At 71.4% G+C, this 15992-nt stretch carries 12 protein-coding genes; 8 read left to right on the top strand and 4 right to left on the bottom strand.

Annotation, left to right across the window (positions count from 1 at the left end; all coding sequences use genetic code 11):
- The first annotated feature begins 65 nt into the window (after positions 1 to 65).
- From ACIBTX_RS09165 to ACIBTX_RS09140, 6 genes are all read left to right on the top strand, one after another.
- Entirely contained in the window at positions 66 to 1091 is a 1026-nt protein-coding gene (locus tag ACIBTX_RS09165; protein ID WP_357128595.1) for a LacI family DNA-binding transcriptional regulator, read from the top strand.
- 86 nt (positions 1092 to 1177) lie between these two features.
- Positions 1178 to 2482 (top strand): extracellular solute-binding protein, encoded by a 1305-nt coding sequence (locus ACIBTX_RS09160; RefSeq protein WP_357128207.1) that lies wholly within the window; start codon positions 1178 to 1180, stop codon positions 2480 to 2482.
- A gap of 67 nt (positions 2483 to 2549) precedes the next feature.
- Positions 2550 to 3518 carry a sugar ABC transporter permease gene (locus ACIBTX_RS09155; RefSeq protein ID WP_357128204.1) on the top strand — a complete coding sequence of 323 codons (969 nt, stop codon included), beginning with the start codon at positions 2550 to 2552 and terminating at the stop codon, positions 3516 to 3518.
- A gap of 1 nt (position 3519) precedes the next feature.
- A complete protein-coding gene (locus tag ACIBTX_RS09150; protein ID WP_396832290.1) occupies positions 3520 to 4407 on the top strand; it encodes a carbohydrate ABC transporter permease in 888 nt (295 codons plus the stop codon).
- Positions 4404 to 6629 carry an alpha-xylosidase gene (gene yicI / locus ACIBTX_RS09145; RefSeq protein ID WP_357128198.1) on the top strand — a complete coding sequence of 742 codons (2226 nt, stop codon included), beginning with the start codon at positions 4404 to 4406 and terminating at the stop codon, positions 6627 to 6629. The genes ACIBTX_RS09150 and yicI overlap by 4 nt, the downstream gene beginning before the upstream one ends.
- Positions 6626 to 8029, top strand: coding sequence for a GH1 family beta-glucosidase (locus ACIBTX_RS09140; RefSeq protein ID WP_396832289.1), 1404 nt, complete (start codon positions 6626 to 6628; stop codon positions 8027 to 8029). The genes yicI and ACIBTX_RS09140 overlap by 4 nt, the downstream gene beginning before the upstream one ends.
- Positions 8030 to 8035: 6 nt before the next feature.
- On the opposite strand, the gene ACIBTX_RS09135 is transcribed toward ACIBTX_RS09140, so the two are convergent.
- Positions 8036 to 8629 carry an NTP transferase domain-containing protein gene (locus tag ACIBTX_RS09135; protein WP_357128592.1) on the bottom strand — a complete coding sequence of 198 codons (594 nt, stop codon included), beginning with the start codon at positions 8627 to 8629 and terminating at the stop codon, positions 8036 to 8038.
- Between the two features lie 241 nt (positions 8630 to 8870).
- Entirely contained in the window at positions 8871 to 10580 is a 1710-nt protein-coding gene (locus tag ACIBTX_RS09130) for a bifunctional 3'-5' exonuclease/DNA polymerase (RefSeq protein WP_357128589.1), read from the bottom strand.
- Between the two features lie 98 nt (positions 10581 to 10678).
- Here ACIBTX_RS09130 and ACIBTX_RS09125 point away from each other — a divergent pair, with 98 nt between their 5' ends.
- Both ACIBTX_RS09125 and ACIBTX_RS09120 read left to right on the top strand, forming a co-directional pair.
- Positions 10679 to 12403 (top strand): ABC transporter ATP-binding protein, encoded by a 1725-nt coding sequence (locus ACIBTX_RS09125; RefSeq protein ID WP_357396722.1) that lies wholly within the window; start codon positions 10679 to 10681, stop codon positions 12401 to 12403.
- 50 nt (positions 12404 to 12453) lie between these two features.
- The gene (locus tag ACIBTX_RS09120; protein WP_357171230.1) at positions 12454 to 14145 is read left to right on the top strand and encodes an ABC transporter ATP-binding protein; all 1692 of its coding nucleotides are present in this window, start codon (positions 12454 to 12456) and stop codon (positions 14143 to 14145) included.
- A gap of 6 nt (positions 14146 to 14151) precedes the next feature.
- Here ACIBTX_RS09120 and ACIBTX_RS09115 read toward each other — a convergent pair whose 3' ends face one another.
- Together ACIBTX_RS09115 and ACIBTX_RS09110 are read right to left on the bottom strand one after the other, a co-directional pair.
- On the bottom strand, positions 14152 to 15081 hold the full coding sequence (locus ACIBTX_RS09115) for a carbohydrate ABC transporter permease (RefSeq protein WP_357128193.1): 930 nt from the start codon (positions 15079 to 15081) through the stop codon (positions 14152 to 14154).
- Positions 15081 to 15989, bottom strand: a complete 909-nt coding sequence (locus ACIBTX_RS09110; RefSeq protein ID WP_357128190.1) for a sugar ABC transporter permease — start codon at positions 15987 to 15989, stop codon at positions 15081 to 15083. Before ACIBTX_RS09110 ends, ACIBTX_RS09115 begins: the two co-directional genes overlap by 1 nt.
- Positions 15990 to 15992: the final 3 nt, after the last annotated feature.

The raw sequence follows: 15992 nt of genomic DNA, 5'->3' as shown, positions 1-15992 counted from the left end.
AAACGCTTCGACGATCATCCCGAAGCGGTTCCACTCCGGGCCGGAGGAGGTGGGCGGTGGCCACGATGCACGACGTCGCCCGCCTTGCGCAGGTCTCGGTCAGCACCGTGTCGTACGTGCTCACCGGCGCTCGGCCGATCTCCCAGGCCACTCGCGCCAAGGTGCTCGCGGCGATGGCTGAGCTGGACTACCAGCCCAACGCCATGGCTCGGGGGTTGGCCAGCCGGCGCAGCCGCATCCTGGGTCTGCTGATGCCGATGGACGAGCGTGGTCTGGGCGCCACCGAGACCGCGTTCGTCACCGGTGCCGCCGCCGCGGCCAGCGCGGTCGGCTACCACCTCGTGCTCTCGCCGGTCGGCGGTGGCGACCTCGACGACCTGCGACGGCTGGCCAGTCAGCGGATGCTCGACGGCGTTGTGCTGATGGAGGTGCAGCTCGCCGACGAGCGGGTCACGGTGCTCCAGGAGGCGGGAGTGCCGCTGGTGCTGATCGGGCGTACCGGCGACGCCACCGGGTTGTCCTTCGTCGACATCGACTTCGACCAGACCGTGCGGGAGGCCGTCGCGCACCTGGTCGGCCTGGGGCACCGCCGGATCGTCTACGTCAACCACTCGGCGGCGACGCTGGCCAGCGGTTACGGCCCGGCGTTGCGTACCCGGGACGCGTTTGTCACGGCCATGACCGGCCACGGCCTGGAACCGATCATGATCCCGGCCGAGGACAGCGCCGCCGGCGGGCGGGCGGCCCTGGCCGCCGCGCTCACCCGGGCCCCGGAGCTGACCGCCCTGCTGGCGATGAACGAGACGGCGCTCTTCGGCATCCTCGGTGAGCTGACCGGGCGCGGACTGTCGGTGCCGGACGACGTGTCGGTGGTCTCCATGGTCACCTCGCCGCAGGTCGCCGAGTTGGCCACCCCGGCGTTGACCGCGATGACCTCGCCCGGATCGACCCTGGGCCGGATCGCGATCGAGGCGCTGGTACGCCACCTGGACGGCCCCGGCGACGAGCGCCACCAGCAACTGCTGCCGTGCTCGCTGGAGGTGCGGGGATCGACCGCGGCACCACGACCGGAGCGACCCCATGGGGGCTGACCAGTAAAAACGGCCCGCCGCCGCGCGGCAACGCGACGACGGGCCCAGTGAGATACCGGGCTCGATACTCAACGAGGAGGATAGCAATGCAGCGATTTCGCCGGATCGTCGCGGCGATCGCCCTGGCGGCGACCGCGACGACCACCGTGGCCGCCTGCGGCGGCGGCGAGAGCGAGGACGACAGCGGGGCCAAGACCCTCAAGCTCTGGCACTACGAGAGCGAGAACAGCGCGATGGGGGTCGGCTGGAACAAGGCGATCGAGATCTTCAAGGCCGAGCACCCGGGCGTCGAGGTGCGCTTCGAGCGCAAGGCGTTCGAGCAGATCCAGCAGAACGCCGGGATGATCATCAACTCGTCCGAGGGCCCGGACATCATGGAATACAACAAGGGCAACGCGACGGCCGGCCTGCTGTCGTCGCAGGGTCTGCTCACCGATCTGAGCGCCGAGGCCGACAAGCGTGGCTGGGCCGGCAAGCTCAGCCCCAGTCTGCAGACCACCGCGCGGTACAGCGACAAGGGCGTGATGGGGTCGGGCAACTGGTTCGGCGTGCCGAACTACGGCGAGTACGTCACGGTCTACTACAACAAGGACCTGTTCGACCGCAACGGCGTCAAGGTGCCGACCACGCTGGCCGAGATGACCGCCGCGATGGACACCTTCGTCAGCAAGAAGATCACCCCGCTGGGCATGGCCGGCGCGGAGTACCCGGCCGGGCAGCTCTTCTACCAGTTGGCGCTCTCCAAGGCCGACCGGCAGTTCGTCGACAACTACCAGCTCTACAAGAATCCGGTCGACTTCAAGGCCGACCCGCTCAAGTACGGCGCGGACACGTTCGCCGAGTGGGTGCGCAAGGGCTACGTCGCCAAGAACTCGGCGAGCCTCAAGGCCGAGGACATGGGCACCGCGTTCATCGCCGGCAAGACCCCCATGATCGTCTCGGGTAGCTGGTGGTACGGCCGGTTCAAGACCGAGATGAAGGCCAACTGGGACACGTTCCTCTTCCCCGGCAACACCCTCAACGCCGGGTCGTCGGGCAACATCTGGGTGGTTCCGTCGAACAGCAAGGCCAAGAGCTTGGCGTACGACTTCATCGACATCACCCTGCGCCCGGAGATCCAGGATCTGATCGGCAACAACGGTGGCGTTCCGATCGCCGCCGACGCCTCGAAGATCAGCGACCCGAAGGACCGCAAGCTGATCGAGGACTTCAACACGGTCAGCAAGCAGGACGGTCTGGCCTTCTACCCGGACTGGCCGGTGCCCGGCTACTACGACGTGCTGGTCGGCGGCTTCCAGGGCCTGATCAACGGGTCGAAGTCCCCGGACCAGGTGCTCGACACGATCGCCAAGCCGTACGCCGATGGCGTCAAGGAGATCACCGGCAAGTGACACGGCGAGCGGCGGGCGTGACCGGCACAACCGGAGCGCCCGCCCGCCCCGCCGGGAAGGATCTTCCATGGCAGTCTCCGAGACCGTCGCCGCCACCACACCGACGGCGACACCCACCCCGCCGACGCCCCGCCGCCGACCTCGCGGCCGTGACGCCGCGTACTGGCTCTATCTGATCCCCGGGGCGGCGCTGTTCCTCCTGGTGATCGGCGCGCCGCTGGTCGGCACCGGTTACCTGTCGCTGACCAAGTGGTCGGGCATCGGCGACCCCACCTTCGTGGGGTTCGACAACTACCAGCGGCTGCTGGACGACGAGGTGTTCTGGGCCTCGTTCCGCAACACCGTGGCGATGATCGTCGCGATGGTGGTGGTGCCGACCCTACTCGGGCTGCTGCTCGCCTCGGTGCTCTTCGACGTCATCGGCCGCCGGTTCCAGCCGCGTACGGCCGCCGGCCTGCGGGCCGCCTTCTACCTCCCGCAGGTGCTGCCGGTGGTGGTCGCCGGCATCGTGTGGGGCTGGATCCTGCGCCCCGACGGCGCGTTCAACAGCCTGCTCGACGCGGTCGGCCTCGGCGCGCTGCGCCACGACTGGCTCGGCGACCCGGACACGGCGCTGCCGGCCGTGATGGCGGTGATGATCTGGGTGCAGATCGGCTACCCGGTGGTCGTGTTCATGGCCGCGTTGCAGCGGGTGGACCCGGAGCTGTACGAGGCGGCCGAGGTCGACGGCGCGAACTGGCTGCACCGGTTCCGGGCGATCACCCTGCCGCAGATCCGGCCGGAGACCTTCGTGGTGGCCCTGACCTGCACCATCGCGGCGTTGAAGGTGTTCGGGCCGATCTTCGCGCTCACCCGGGGTGGCCCGGAGAACGCCACGAACGTGCCGTCCTACTTCGCCTACTACACCTTCTTCAAGAAGCTCCAGGTCGGCTACGGCTCGGCGATCTCCACGGTGCTCACACTGATCATCGTCGTGGTGGCCGGGGTTTTCATCTGGTGGCAGGCGCGCACCGAGCGCCGGGACCGGGGGTTCTGACATGGCCGTGACGCTCACCCCGGCCCCGGCCCCGACGCCGGTCCACCGGCACGCCCGCGACCGGCACCACCGTGGCGTCGGCCGCTGGGTCGTGCTCGCCCTGGTCACCGTCGGCGCGCTCGTCATGCTGGTGCCGTTCGCGTTCATGCTGCTCAACGCGTTCAAGTCGCCCGGTGACTATTCGTCGGCCGGGCCGCTGAGCTGGCCCAGCGAGTTCTACACGAAGGGCCTGCGGACGTACTGGAACGAGGTCGACTTCCCGCTCAAGCTGTGGAACTCGGCGCTCATCGCCGGTTCCGTGGCGGTGCTCGGCGTCCTCGTGTCCCTGCTGAACGCGTACGCCCTCGGCATTGGTCGGGTCCGTGGCCGACTGTGGATCGTCGGGCTGTTCCTGTTGGCCAACATGCTGCCGCAGGAGGCGCTGATCTACCCGCTGTACTACGTGGCGAAGGAGGTCGGCCTCTACAACACCCGGCTCGCGGTGATCATCATCTTCACCGTGATCCAGAGCGCCTTCGGCACGTACCTGCTGGCCTCGGTCCTGGGCACCTTCCCGCGCTCGCTGCTGGAGGCCGCCGCGCTGGACGGCGCGGGCAAGTGGACGGTGCTGTGGCGGGTGGTCTTCCCCAACCTGCGACCCACCCTGGCCGTACTCCTCATCTTCTTCTTCATCTGGACCTGGAACGAGTTCCTCATCCCGCTGGTCATGCTGATCGACAACCAGACGCAGACCATTCCGGTCGCGCTCGCCTCGTTGCAGGGCGACCGTCTGATGGACGCCCCGACGACGAACGCCGGCGCGCTGATCAGCCTGGTGCCGGCCATCCTCTTCTTCCTCATCTTCCAGCGCACTCTGGCGCGCGGCATCACGGCAGGAGCCGAGAAGTGAAGTTCACCGACGGGTACTGGCAACTGCGCCCGGGGGTCAGCGTGCTCCGCCCCGGCGCGGTGGAATCGGTCGAGCCGGACCAGAGCGGCTTCACCGTCTTCGCGCCGGCCGGTCAGATCACCGGTCGGGGCGACACCCTGAACCGGCCCGTCGTCACCGTCCGGTTCTTCTCTCCCGCGCCGGGCGTCATCGGGGTGACCATCGGTCACCACAGCGGCGGGCTCCCCCGCGAGCCGCACTTCGAGTTGACCGCCGACAGCGGCCAGCCGGTCACCGTCGACATCACCGGCATCACCGCGTCGCTGACCACCGGCGAACTGACCGCGCGGGTCGCGCTGGTCGACGGCTGGCGGGTCCAGTTCCGGCACGGCGACCGGTTGCTCACCGCGTCCACCGCGCGCAGCGTCGGGATCGTCACCGACGGCCAGGGCCGGCGGCACGTGCACGAGCGGCTCGCCCTCGGCGTCGGCGAAACGGTGTACGGGCTGGGCGAGCGCTTCGGCCCGTTCGTGAAGAACGGCCAGACCGTCGACATCTGGAACGCCGACGGTGGCACCGCCAGCGAGCAGGCGTACAAGAACGTGCCGTTCTATCTGAGCAGCGCCGGCTACGGGGTCTTCGTGGACCACCCGGAGCACGTGTCGTTCGAGGTCGGCTCCGAGGTCGTGGCGCAGAACCAGTTCAGCGTCGAGGGCCAGTCGCTCACCTACTACGTCATCGACGGGCCCACCCCGAAGGACGTGCTGCGCCGGTACACGGCGCTGACCGGCCGACCGGCCCGGGTGCCCGCCTGGTCGTACGGGCTGTGGCTGTCCACGTCGTTCACCACGTCGTACGACGAGAAGACCGTGACCGAGTTCGTCGACGGGATGGTCGAGCGGGACCTGCCGCTGTCGGTGTTCCACTTCGACTGCTTCTGGATGCGCCAGTTCCACTGGGTCGACTTCGTCTGGGACCCGGCGACCTTCCCCGATCCGGAGGGGATGCTGCGCCGCCTGCACGAACGCGACCTGAAGGTGTGCGTCTGGATCAACCCGTACATCGCGCAGCGCTCGTACCTCTTCGAGGAGGGCCGCCGGGCCGGCTACCTGGTCCGCAACCCGGACGGCTCGGTCTGGCAGTGGGACAAGTGGCAGGCCGGGATGGCGCTCGTCGACTTCACCAACCCGGACGCGGTCGCCTGGTTCACCGGCAAGCTCAAGGTCCTGCTGGACATGGGCGTCGACTGCTTCAAGACCGACTTCGGTGAGCGCATCCCCACCGACGTGGTGTGGCACGACGGCTCCGACCCGCAGCGGATGCACAACTACTACTCCTACCTCTACAACAAGGCCGTCTTCGAGCTGCTGGAGACCGAGCGCGGCGAGGGCGAGGCGGTGGTGTTCGCCCGCTCGGCCACGACGGGCGGGCAGCAGTTCCCGGTGCACTGGGGTGGGGACTGCGAGGCGACGTTCGTCGCGATGGCGGAGTCGCTGCGCGGCGGGCTGTCCCTGGCGGCGTCCGGCTTCGGCTACTGGAGCCACGACATCGGCGGCTTCGAGGGCACCCCCGACCCGGCCGTGTTCAAGCGGTGGATCGCCTTCGGTCTGCTCTCGTCGCACTCCCGGCTGCACGGCTCCGGCTCGTACCGCGTCCCGTGGGCGTACGACGAGGAGGCCGTCGACGTGCTGCGGCACTTCACCCGGCTCAAGCTCAGCCTGATGCCGTACCTGGCGGCGGCGGCCGAGGAGGCGCACCGCGACGGAATCCCCATGATGCGCCCGATGATCGTGGAGTTCCCGGACGATCCGGCCGCCGCGTACCTGGACCGGCAGTACATGCTCGGCTCCGACCTGCTGGTCGCGCCGGTGCTCAGCGCCGACGGTCAGGTCACCTTCTACGTCCCGGCCGGGACCTGGACGCACCTGCTGACCGGCGCCCAGCTCACCGGTCCGGCCTGGGTGACCGAGAAGCACGAGTTCGACAGCCTGCCGGTGCTCGCCCGGCCGGGCGCGGTCATCGCGTTCGGCGCGCGCTCCGACCGGCCCGACTACGACTGGGCGGACGGTGTCCGCCTGTGCCTCTACGCTCCGGCCGAGGGGCAGCGGCGGCGGGTACGGATTCCGTCGCCCGGTCAGGGGGCCGGCGCGGAGTTCGAGGTAAGTTTCCGCGACGGCGTGGCCAGGGCGGACCTGGTGGCGGGTGAATCGTCGGCGTACCACTCGGAGGTGGCAGGACAGTGACGGCACATGCCTTTCCGGAGAGTTTCCTGTGGGGTTCGGCCACGGCGGCCTACCAGATCGAGGGCGCGGCCAGCGAGGACGGCCGGGGCCCGTCCATCTGGGACACCTACAGCCGCACCCCGGGGCGGACGCTGAACGGCGACACCGGTGACGTGGCCGCCGACCACTACCACCGCTGGCCGCAGGACCTCGACCACATCGCCGAGCTGGGCCTGGGGGCGTACCGCTTCTCGATCTCCTGGCCCCGGGTGCAGCCGGGCGGCTCCGGCCGGTTCAACCAGGCCGGCGTGGACTTCTACTCCCGGCTCGTCGACGGCCTGTTGGAGCGCGGCATCCGCCCGGTGGCGACCATGTACCACTGGGACCTGCCGCAGGAGCTGGAGGACGCCGGCGGGTGGCCGGTACGGGACACGGCGCTGCGCTTCGAGGAGTACGCGGCGGGGATCGTCGCCGCGCTCGGCGACCGGGTGCACACCTGGACGACACTCAACGAGCCGTGGTGCTCGGCGTACCTGGGTTACGGCTCCGGCGTGCACGCGCCGGGTCGGACCGAGCCGGCGGCGGCGCTGGCGGCCGTGCACCACCTGAACCTCGCGCACGGCCTGGCGGGTCGCGTGGTCCGGGAGACGGCGCCGGCCGCCGAGTTGTCGGTGACGCTGAACCTGCACGTCATCCGCCCGGCTTCGGACGCGGCGGCGGACGTCGACGCGGCCCGCCGCATCGACGCGCTGGCCAACCGGGCGTTCCTCGGGCCGATGCTGAACGGGGCGTACCCGGCCGACCTGCTGGCCGACACGGCCGGCGTCACGGACTGGTCCTTCGTGCGCCACGGCGACGAGAAGGTGGCCGCCGTGCCGCTGGATGTGCTGGGCGTCAACTACTACTCCAGCACCCTGGTCCGCGCCTGGGACGGGCACTCGGCCCGCTCGGACGCCGACGGTCACGGCGCGTCGGCGCACTCGCCGTGGGTGGGCGCCGACGACGTCGACTTCCTGCCGCAGCCCGGCCCGTACACGGCGATGGGGTGGAACATCGACCCGCCGGCGCTGACCGAGCTGCTGCTGCGGCTCCAGCGCGAACATCCCGGCCAGCCCTTGATGATCACCGAGAACGGGGCGGCGTTCGACGACGAGGTTGCCGCCGACGGACGGATCCACGACGACCTGCGGATCGACTACCTGCGTCGGCACATCGGCGCGATGGCCGAGGCCCGCGCGCAGGGCGCCGACGTGCGCGGCTACTTCGTCTGGTCGTTGCTGGACAACTTCGAGTGGGGTTACGGCTACGACCGCCGCTTCGGGATCATCCGGGTCGACTACGACACCCAGGAGCGCACCTGGAAGGACAGCGCGCACTGGTACCGACGCCTCGCCGCGACCGGCAATCTGGACCAGCCCTAGCGCCCGCTACACGCCGACGCGCTGCGGCGGGACGGTGAGGCCGTAGAGCTCCATCAACTCCGGGCTGTCGACCCGGCTGCCGTCGGCCACCGAGTCGCAGGCGATGTCGACGATCTGGTCCTTGTGCGCCAGCAGGTACGGCCGCGCGCCCACGTCGGCGCTGGCCAGGGTGGCGATGCCGGACCAGTGTCGGCGGCCGAACAGCATCGGGTAGCCGCGCAGCCCGTCGTAGGTGGCGCAGACCAGCACGTCCGGGTACGGCAGCGCGGCCACCCGGCGTACGGCCGCCGCGGTCAGGCCCGGCATGTCGACCGGCACCACCACCACCGCCTCGATGCCCGCGTCGTCCATCGCGGCCAGGCCGGCGCGGATGGACGAGCCGACCCCGGTGCCCCACGCCTTGTTGACCACCACGGTGGCCCTGCCCAGGTCGGCGGTCTCCCGGACCTGGTCGGCTGCGGCGCCCAGCACGATCACGATCTGCTCGCAGCCCGCCTCGGTCATCGTGTCGATCATCTGGTTGACCAGTGGCTTCTCGCCCTGGTGCAGCAGCGCCTCGGGACCGCCGATACGGCGTCCACCACCTGCGGCGATGATCATTCCTGCGATCCGGTTCAGCTGGGCCCCCTCAAGCACGGGACCGACCGTGACCGGCCGGCCCCTCCTACGGACACTGCAACGAGGAGAGCCGCGCACGGGTGGCGGGGCGAAAAGGGAAAATAGTGCAACCGTTACGCAACGGACGGGTGATCCACTCCCGATCGCCGAGGTGGCGGCATCCCGACGCCGGGAAACCCCCAGGTCGCCGATCTGGAGTCGATCATCAGCGCCAGGGGCCGCGTCAGGCGGCGTCCGCGTAGCAGTCGACGATGGACAGGTCGAGCGGGAAACGCACCGGAGTCTCGCCGAACAGCAGCGCGGTGGCCCGCTCGCCCGCCCGGCTCACCGCCGCCGCCACCGCCTCGGCCTGCTCGGCGGGGCAGTGCGCCACCACCTCGTCGTGCTGAAAGAAGACCAGCTCGGCGTCGGTGCCGGCCAACTCGGCGCGCAGGGTGGCCAGCAGCGTGGAGGCCCACTCCGCGGCGGTGGCCTGGATGACGAAGTTGCGGGTGAACCGACCCCGGGACCGCGCGGCACGCGCACGCGGGCTCTGCCGGTCAGCGGCGGCGTCCGGGTCGATCGGCCCCTCGTCCGGGTCGGCGGGCCCCACGCCACCCGGTGGGCACGTCCGACCCAACCAGGACCGCACCAGGCCGCCCGCCTCGCCGGTACGCGCCGCCGCCTCCACGTAGCCGAACGCGGTCGGATAGCTGTTTCTCAGCACCGCCAACGCGGGCACCGCCGCCCCGCCGGTCTGCCCGTACATGGCCCCCAGCAACGCCACCTTGGCCCGGGGACGGTCACCGCCGAACGACTCCCGCGCCAGCGCGGCATAGAGGTCACCGGCCCCACCCGCCGCCGCCAACCGCCCGTCCCCGGAGACCGCGGCCAGGACGCGGGGCTCCAACTGACCGGCGTCGGCCACCACCAGCCGCCAGCCCGGGTCGGCCACCACCGCCCGACGAATCACCTTGGGGATCTGCAACGCGCCACCGCCACGGGTCGCCCAGCGGCCGGAGACGACCCCGCCCGGCACGTACTCCGGCTGGAACCGCCCGTCGCGAACCCACTGCTCACGCCAGGACCAGCCGTGCGCCGTCCAGATCCGGTACAGCTCCTTGTATTCCAGGACCAACGGCACCGCCGGATGGTCCACGCCGCGCAGCACCCAGGCCCGGGTGTTGGGCAGCTCCACGCCGGCCCGGGCGAACGCCCGGAGCAACTCGGCCGGAGAGTCGGCGTGCAGCCGCCGGACGCCGAACGCGTCGGCGATCCGGGCCGCCAACTCGGCCAACCGGCGCGGCGGCCCGCCGACCGGGGACGGCTCACCCAGCAACTCGGCGAGGATCTCGTCGTGCACGTCCGCACGCCAGGGCAGCCCGGCGGCACCCATCTCGGCAGCGATCAGGGCGCCAGCCGACTCGGCGGCCACCAGCAACCGGAACCGGCCGGGGTGCTCGGTCCGCAAGACCCGGGCGAGCTGATCGGCGTACACCTGGGTCAGTGCCTCAAGGCCCGGGCCCGGCGGGCCCGGCAGCGTATCGAAGAGCGCGCCCTGGCCGTGCCCGGGCGGCGCGGCGGCACGCGGCGGCGGGTCGGCCGGCACCGGCCCGCCGGTCAGGCGGGCCCAGGCGGCGGCCAGCGCGCGGGGCTCGCCCCACCGACCGGCGTGCCCGAGCAGCAACGCCTCGGTCAACTCCACGTCGTGGCACCGCTCGACCCGCACCCCGGCCCGTAGCAGCGCCGGGTAGATCGTGCCCGCGCTCGCCCAGACCCAGCGCGGGCGCGCGACCGCCTCCCGGGCGGCCACCGCAGACGCGAGGTCGGTGACGGTCTCGGTCGGGCCGGCGGGGCGGCCGGCGGCGTCGAGCGGGCACAGCTCTCCCCCGCCCTGCTCATCTGCCACCACCGCCACCAGCACGAATGTGATTCTGCCTGCACCCTCCGACAGGAAACGGGTCGGTGGGTCGGCCCGCCGCTCGGTAGCGTTACCGAGTGCCCGTCCAGATCCCGCACCCCGACCCTGGCACCCCCGACACCCGTGGTCCGATGCGGTACCTGTGGTGGCTGGTGCGTCGCCAGCCCGGCCGGGTGCTGCGCGGCAGCCTGCTCGGCACGGCCTGGATGGTCGGGCTGTCGGTCCGGCCCTACCTGATCGCCCGGGCCGTCGACGACGGGCTGCGCGACCGCGACACCCGTGCCCTGGTCCTGTGGGTCGCGGCGATCGTCGTGGCGGGTGTGGGGTTGTCGTACCTGGGGATCATGCGGCACCGCACGATGACCTTCATCCGGGAGGACGCCAAGGCCCGCTCCGCCGAGGTGCTGCTGCGGCACCTGTCCCGGGTCGGCGCGGCGCTGCCGCGCCGCTCCGCCGCCGGTGAGGTGGCCACCGTCGGCGGGTCCGACATCGAGTGGTCGGCGCAGGTGCTGACGCTGACCGGCCCCGGGGTCGGGGCGGTCGTCGCGTACGGGGTCATCGCCGTGGTGCTCTGGTCAATCTCCCCGCTGCTGGCGCTCTGCGTGCTGGTGGGCGTGCCGGCGGTCGCGCTCGTCGTCGGGCCGCTGCTGCGCCGGCTCGAACGGGCCGAGTCGGTCTACCGCGGGCAGCAGGGCGCGCTGACCGCCCGGTCCGGCGACATCGTGGCCGGGCTCCGGGTGCTCGCCGGGGTGGGTGGCCGGGACCTCTTCGCCCGCCGGTACGCGGCCCGATCGCAGGCCCTGCGGGCCGAGGGCTACCGCGTCGGAGCGGTGATCAGTTGGATCGACGCGGCGACGGTCGCCATCCCCGGCCTCTTCCTGGCGGCGGTGGTGTGGCTGACCGCGCGGATGGCCGTCACCGGCGACGTCACGGTCGGCGAGCTGGTCGCCGTCTACGGCTACGTGGCGACGCTGATCGTGCCGGTCTGGTTCCTGCTGGAGGGCAGTCACCAGCTCATCCGGGGTCGGGTCGCCGCCCGACGGATCGCCGGCCTGCTCCGGCTCGCCCCGGACGACGTCGGTGGGCCGGGCCGCCGGTGGCCGGCCGGGGTCCCCGGCGCCCGCGACCCGCACGCCGTCCCCGCGCCGACCGGTCCCGCCAACCTGCACGACCCGTCGACCGGGCTCAGGGTACGCGCCGGCCAGCTGACCGCGGTGGCCGCCGACGACCCGGCCGACGCCGTGGCGCTGGCCGACCGGCTCGGCCGCTACGTCACCAGCGACGTCACCTGGGGCGGCGTACCGCTGACCGCAGTCGCCCTCGACGAGGTCCGGGCCCGGATCCTGGTCGCCGACCACGACTCGTACCTCTTCGCCGGCACGCTGCGCGACGTGCTGAGTTCGGGCGCCGACGACGCCGAGATCCGCGCCGCCCTGCGGACCGCGTCGGCCGACGACATCGTCGACGCCCTGCCGGCCGGGCTGGACACCCCGCTGGACCCCCGCGCCCGGACGCTGTCCGGCGGTCAACGCCAACGGGTACGGCTGGCCCGGGCGCTGCTCGCCGAGCCGGAGGTGCTGATCCTCGTGGACCCCACCTCGGCCGTGGACGCGCACACCGAGGCCCGGATCGCCGAGCGGCTCCGGACCGCGCGGGCCGGGCTGACCACCGTTGTGCTCGCCACGTCACCCCTGCTGCTCGGCCGCGCCGACGAGGTCGCGTACCTGACCGGGGGCGGGATCACCGCCACCGGCACCCACGACGGCCTGCTCGAATACGTCCCCGGTTACCGGCACCTGGTGGCCCGGGGCAGCGATGACGAGCAGCACTCCGACGCCGAGGAGGCGTACCAGTGAGCCGCCTGCCGGTCGCCGACCGCGGCACCGTACGCCACGCCCTGCGGGACATGATCAGCAGACATCGCCGGGCGGTCGGCGTCGTGCTGGCGCTGCACAGCGCCGCCGCGCTCGCCGGGCTGGCCCCGCCGTGGCTGCTGGGCACCATCGTCGACCGGGTCACGGCCGGCGCGGGCGTGGCGACGGTGGACCGGCTGGCCCTGGCGATCGCCGGCTGCGTCGTGGTGAGCGCGCTGCTCGCCCGGTACGCCCAGTACGCCGGTCACCGCTTCGGCGAACGCGCCGTCGCCGAGCTGCGCGAACAGTTCGTCGACCGGACGCTCGCGCTGCCCGTGTCGGTCGTGGAGCGGGCCGGCGCCGGGGACCTGGCGACCCGCAGTTCGGTGGACGTGGCGACCGTCGGCACCACGGTCCGGGACGTGGCGCCCACCATCGTCATCGCCTCGGTGCAGTTGACGTTGCTGTTCGGCGCGGTGTTCCTGCTGCACCCCCTGCTCGGGCTCGCGGCGCTGGCCGGGCTGCCGTCGATCGTGGCGGCGACCCGGTGGTACCTGCGGCGGGCCAGCTCCGCGTACCTCACCGAGGGCGCGGAGGCGGCCGAGCTGACCGAGGCGTTGACCACGACCGCCGAGGGCGCCCGCACGGTCGAGGCGCTGCGGCTGGCCGACGACCGCTTCCGGTACGGCACCGCCCGCGTCGCCCGCGTGTGGCAGGCCCGCCGGGCGACGCTCGCCCTGCGTACGGTGTTCTTCTCGGTGGTCGAGGCCAGCTATCCCCTGCCGATCGCCCTGGTGCTCCTGGTCGGCGGCTATCTGCTCTCCGCCGACCTGGTGTCCCTCGGATCGGTGGTCGCCGCCGCGCTCTACCTGCAACAGGCCATCGACCCGATGGACCGCTTGTTGCAGTGGACCGAGCAGGCGCAACGTGGGTTCGCGTCGTACGCCCGGGTGCTCGGGGTCGGGCTGGTCCCGCCCGAGCCGCCCGGCGGCACGGCCACGTCGCGGGGCGAGCGGCTCGTCGTGACCGAGGCGCGGTTCTCGTACGCCGACGGCCACGACGTGCTGCACGGCATCGACCTGGAGGTGCGGCCCGGCGAACGGCTGGCGATCGTCGGCCCGTCGGGCGCGGGCAAGTCGACGCTGGCCCGGCTGCTCGCCGGGATCGACGCTCCCCGGCAGGGCGTCGTCAGCATCGGCGGTTGCCCGGTCACCGACCTGGACCCGGCCGAACGACGACGGCGGATCGCCCTGGTCACCCAGGAGCACCACGTCTTCATCGGCTCGGTCCGCGACAACCTCGCGTTCGCCGCCCCGGACGCCACCGACGACCAGATGCGCGCCGCGCTCGCCACGGTGGGCGCCGACTGGTTCGACGCGCTGCCCGACGGTCTGGACACGGCGCTCGGCGACGGCGCCCGGCAGCTCGGCGCGGCCGAGGCCCAGCAGGTGGCGCTGGCCCGGTTGGTGCTCGCCGACCCGCACACGCTGATCCTGGACGAGGCGACCGCGGCCCTCGACCCGAGCACCGCCCGGCGGACCGAGCGGGCCCTCGCGGCGGTGCTCGTCGGGCGGACGGTCATCGCCATCGCGCACCGGCTGAACACCGCGCACGACGCCGACCGGGTGGCCGTCCTGGCGGACGGCCGGATCACCGAGATCGGTAGCCACGACGACCTGGTGGCGGCCGGCGGGGCGTACGCGGCGCTCTGGCGCTCGTGGCACGCCCGCGCCGACGCGCGGTGACCGGAGTTACTTGACCGCGCCGGAGGTGAGCCCCGCCTGGATCTGCCGCTGGAACACCGCGTACACGATGATCATCGGGAGGATGGCGATGGTCAGCGCGGCGAACAGCCCGGACCAGTCGGCCTCGTAGCCGGCGTTGACCGAGATGTCGGCGATGCCCTGGGTGAGCACCCACTTGTCCTTGGCGTTGGAGAGCAGCACCAACGGAAGCTGGTACTGCGCCCACTGGCCGATGATGTTGAAGATCGCCACGCTGATCAGGCCCGGCTTCGCCATCGGCATCATGACCTGGAAGAACAGCCGGGTGTGCCCCGCGCCGTCGATCATCCCCGCCTCGGCGACCGAAGTCGGCAGCGTCTTGAAAAACGCGGCCAGGAAGAAGATCGTGAACGGCAGCGAGTAGGCGATGTAGACCAGGATGACGCCCTGGTAGGTGTCCAGCATGCCGAGCTGCTTGACCACGAAGAAGAGCGGCACCAGAGCCAGGAACACCGGGAACGCCAGCCCCGAGACGAACAGGTAGTAGATCGCCCGGTTGCCCCAGAACTTGTACCGGGCCAGCACATACGCGGCCATCGAGCCGAGCAGCATGGTGCCAAAGGTGCTGCACGCGACCACGAAGACGCTGTTGAGGAAGTACCGGCCGACGTTCGCCTTGGTCCACGCCCGGCCGAAGTTCTCCCAGCGCAGCTCGGCCGGCAGGGTCCACGGGCTGCTGAAAATCTCGCTGGTGTTCTTGAACGCGGCGAGGAACGTCCACAGGATCGGGACGATCACGATCACCGCCCACACGGCGAGCGCGATGTGCCCGAGGCTGGCGAAGAGCCGTACCTCCGAACGGGGGCCCCTGCCCCGCCGGCCGCCGGTCGCGGACGGATCGCCGGTCTTCGGCGGTAGCGCCGCCGGCGTCGGCGGCAGCGTCGACTGCGGGTTCATCAGTACTCCACGCTTTCCCGCTTGGTGAGCCGCAGCGTCAGCGCCGCGAACGTGAGGGTGAGGAAGAACAGCGCCACGCCCATCGCGGAGGCGTAGCCGTACTTCGAGTAGACGAACGCGTTGCGGTAGATCTCCATGGCCAGGACGGTGGTGGCGCCGTCCGGGCCACCGCCGTCCACCGAGAGCACGGCCACGATGGCGAACGCGTCGAACGCCGCGATGCCCAGGTAGACCCACGCGACCTGGAGCGTGTCCCAGAGCAGCGGCAGGGTGACCCGGAAGAACAGCGTCACCTTCGTCGCCCCGTCCATCTCCGCGGCCTCGTAGATCTCGCCCGGGATGGAGGCCATCCCGGCCGAGAAGAGCACCACGTAGAAGCCGACGGCCTGCCAGACCAGCACCGCGATGATCGACCAGAGCGCCAGGTTCGGCTTGATGAGGAAGAGGATCGGCTCCAGGCCGAACTTCATCAGCACACCGTTGATCAGACCGGACTCGTTCGGCCGGTAGACCATCTGGAACAGCACCGCGATGATCGCCACCGCCAGGACCTGGGGGAAGAAGAACACCACCCGGTAGAACTTCGCCCCCCAGACCCCCTGGCGTTGACCGCCGCTGCTCTTGCCACCCACGTTGAGCAGGAAGGCGAAGAACAGCGCGATGGCGATCGTGATCAGCGGCAGGGCAAGCAGCAGTACGCCGTGGTGCTGGACCGCCTTCCAGAAGGCGCCGTCGTCGAGCAGCCTCCGGTAGTTGTCGAAGCCCACCCACTGCGGGGCGGAGAGCCCTCGCCAGTTGGTCATCGAGATCTGGAACGCCTGCGCGTACGGCCAGATCACGAATGTCACGTACAGCGTGACCGGGAGGAACAGGAACCCGACCACGAAGGGATACTTGCCGTGCCGCATGAC

This window comes from Micromonospora sp. NPDC049359 (assembly GCF_044466585.1).
In the GTDB taxonomy this organism is placed as follows: Bacteria; Actinomycetota; Actinomycetes; order Mycobacteriales; family Micromonosporaceae; genus Micromonospora.
The sequence above is the reverse complement of the archived record's forward strand: the minus strand, read 5'-3'. Positions and strand labels throughout refer to the sequence as shown.

Excerpts from the sequence above, each read along its gene's own strand:
- ACIBTX_RS09165 (WP_357128595.1), top strand. The coding sequence starts at position 66 with ATGCACGACGTCGCCCGCCTTGCGCAGGTCTCGGTCAGCACCGTGTCG.
- ACIBTX_RS09160 (WP_357128207.1), top strand. The coding sequence starts at position 1,178 with ATGCAGCGATTTCGCCGGATCGTCGCGGCGATCGCCCTGGCGGCGACC.
- ACIBTX_RS09155 (WP_357128204.1), top strand. The coding sequence starts at position 2,550 with ATGGCAGTCTCCGAGACCGTCGCCGCCACCACACCGACGGCGACACCC.
- ACIBTX_RS09150 (WP_396832290.1), top strand. The coding sequence starts at position 3,520 with ATGGCCGTGACGCTCACCCCGGCCCCGGCCCCGACGCCGGTCCACCGG.
- ACIBTX_RS09135 (WP_357128592.1), bottom strand. The coding sequence starts at position 8,629 with ATGATCATCGCCGCAGGTGGTGGACGCCGTATCGGCGGTCCCGAGGCG.
- ACIBTX_RS09125 (WP_357396722.1), top strand. The coding sequence starts at position 10,679 with ATGCGGTACCTGTGGTGGCTGGTGCGTCGCCAGCCCGGCCGGGTGCTG.
- ACIBTX_RS09120 (WP_357171230.1), top strand. The coding sequence starts at position 12,454 with ATGATCAGCAGACATCGCCGGGCGGTCGGCGTCGTGCTGGCGCTGCAC.
- ACIBTX_RS09115 (WP_357128193.1), bottom strand. The coding sequence starts at position 15,081 with ATGAACCCGCAGTCGACGCTGCCGCCGACGCCGGCGGCGCTACCGCCG.
- ACIBTX_RS09110 (WP_357128190.1), bottom strand. The coding sequence starts at position 15,989 with ATGCGGCACGGCAAGTATCCCTTCGTGGTCGGGTTCCTGTTCCTCCCG.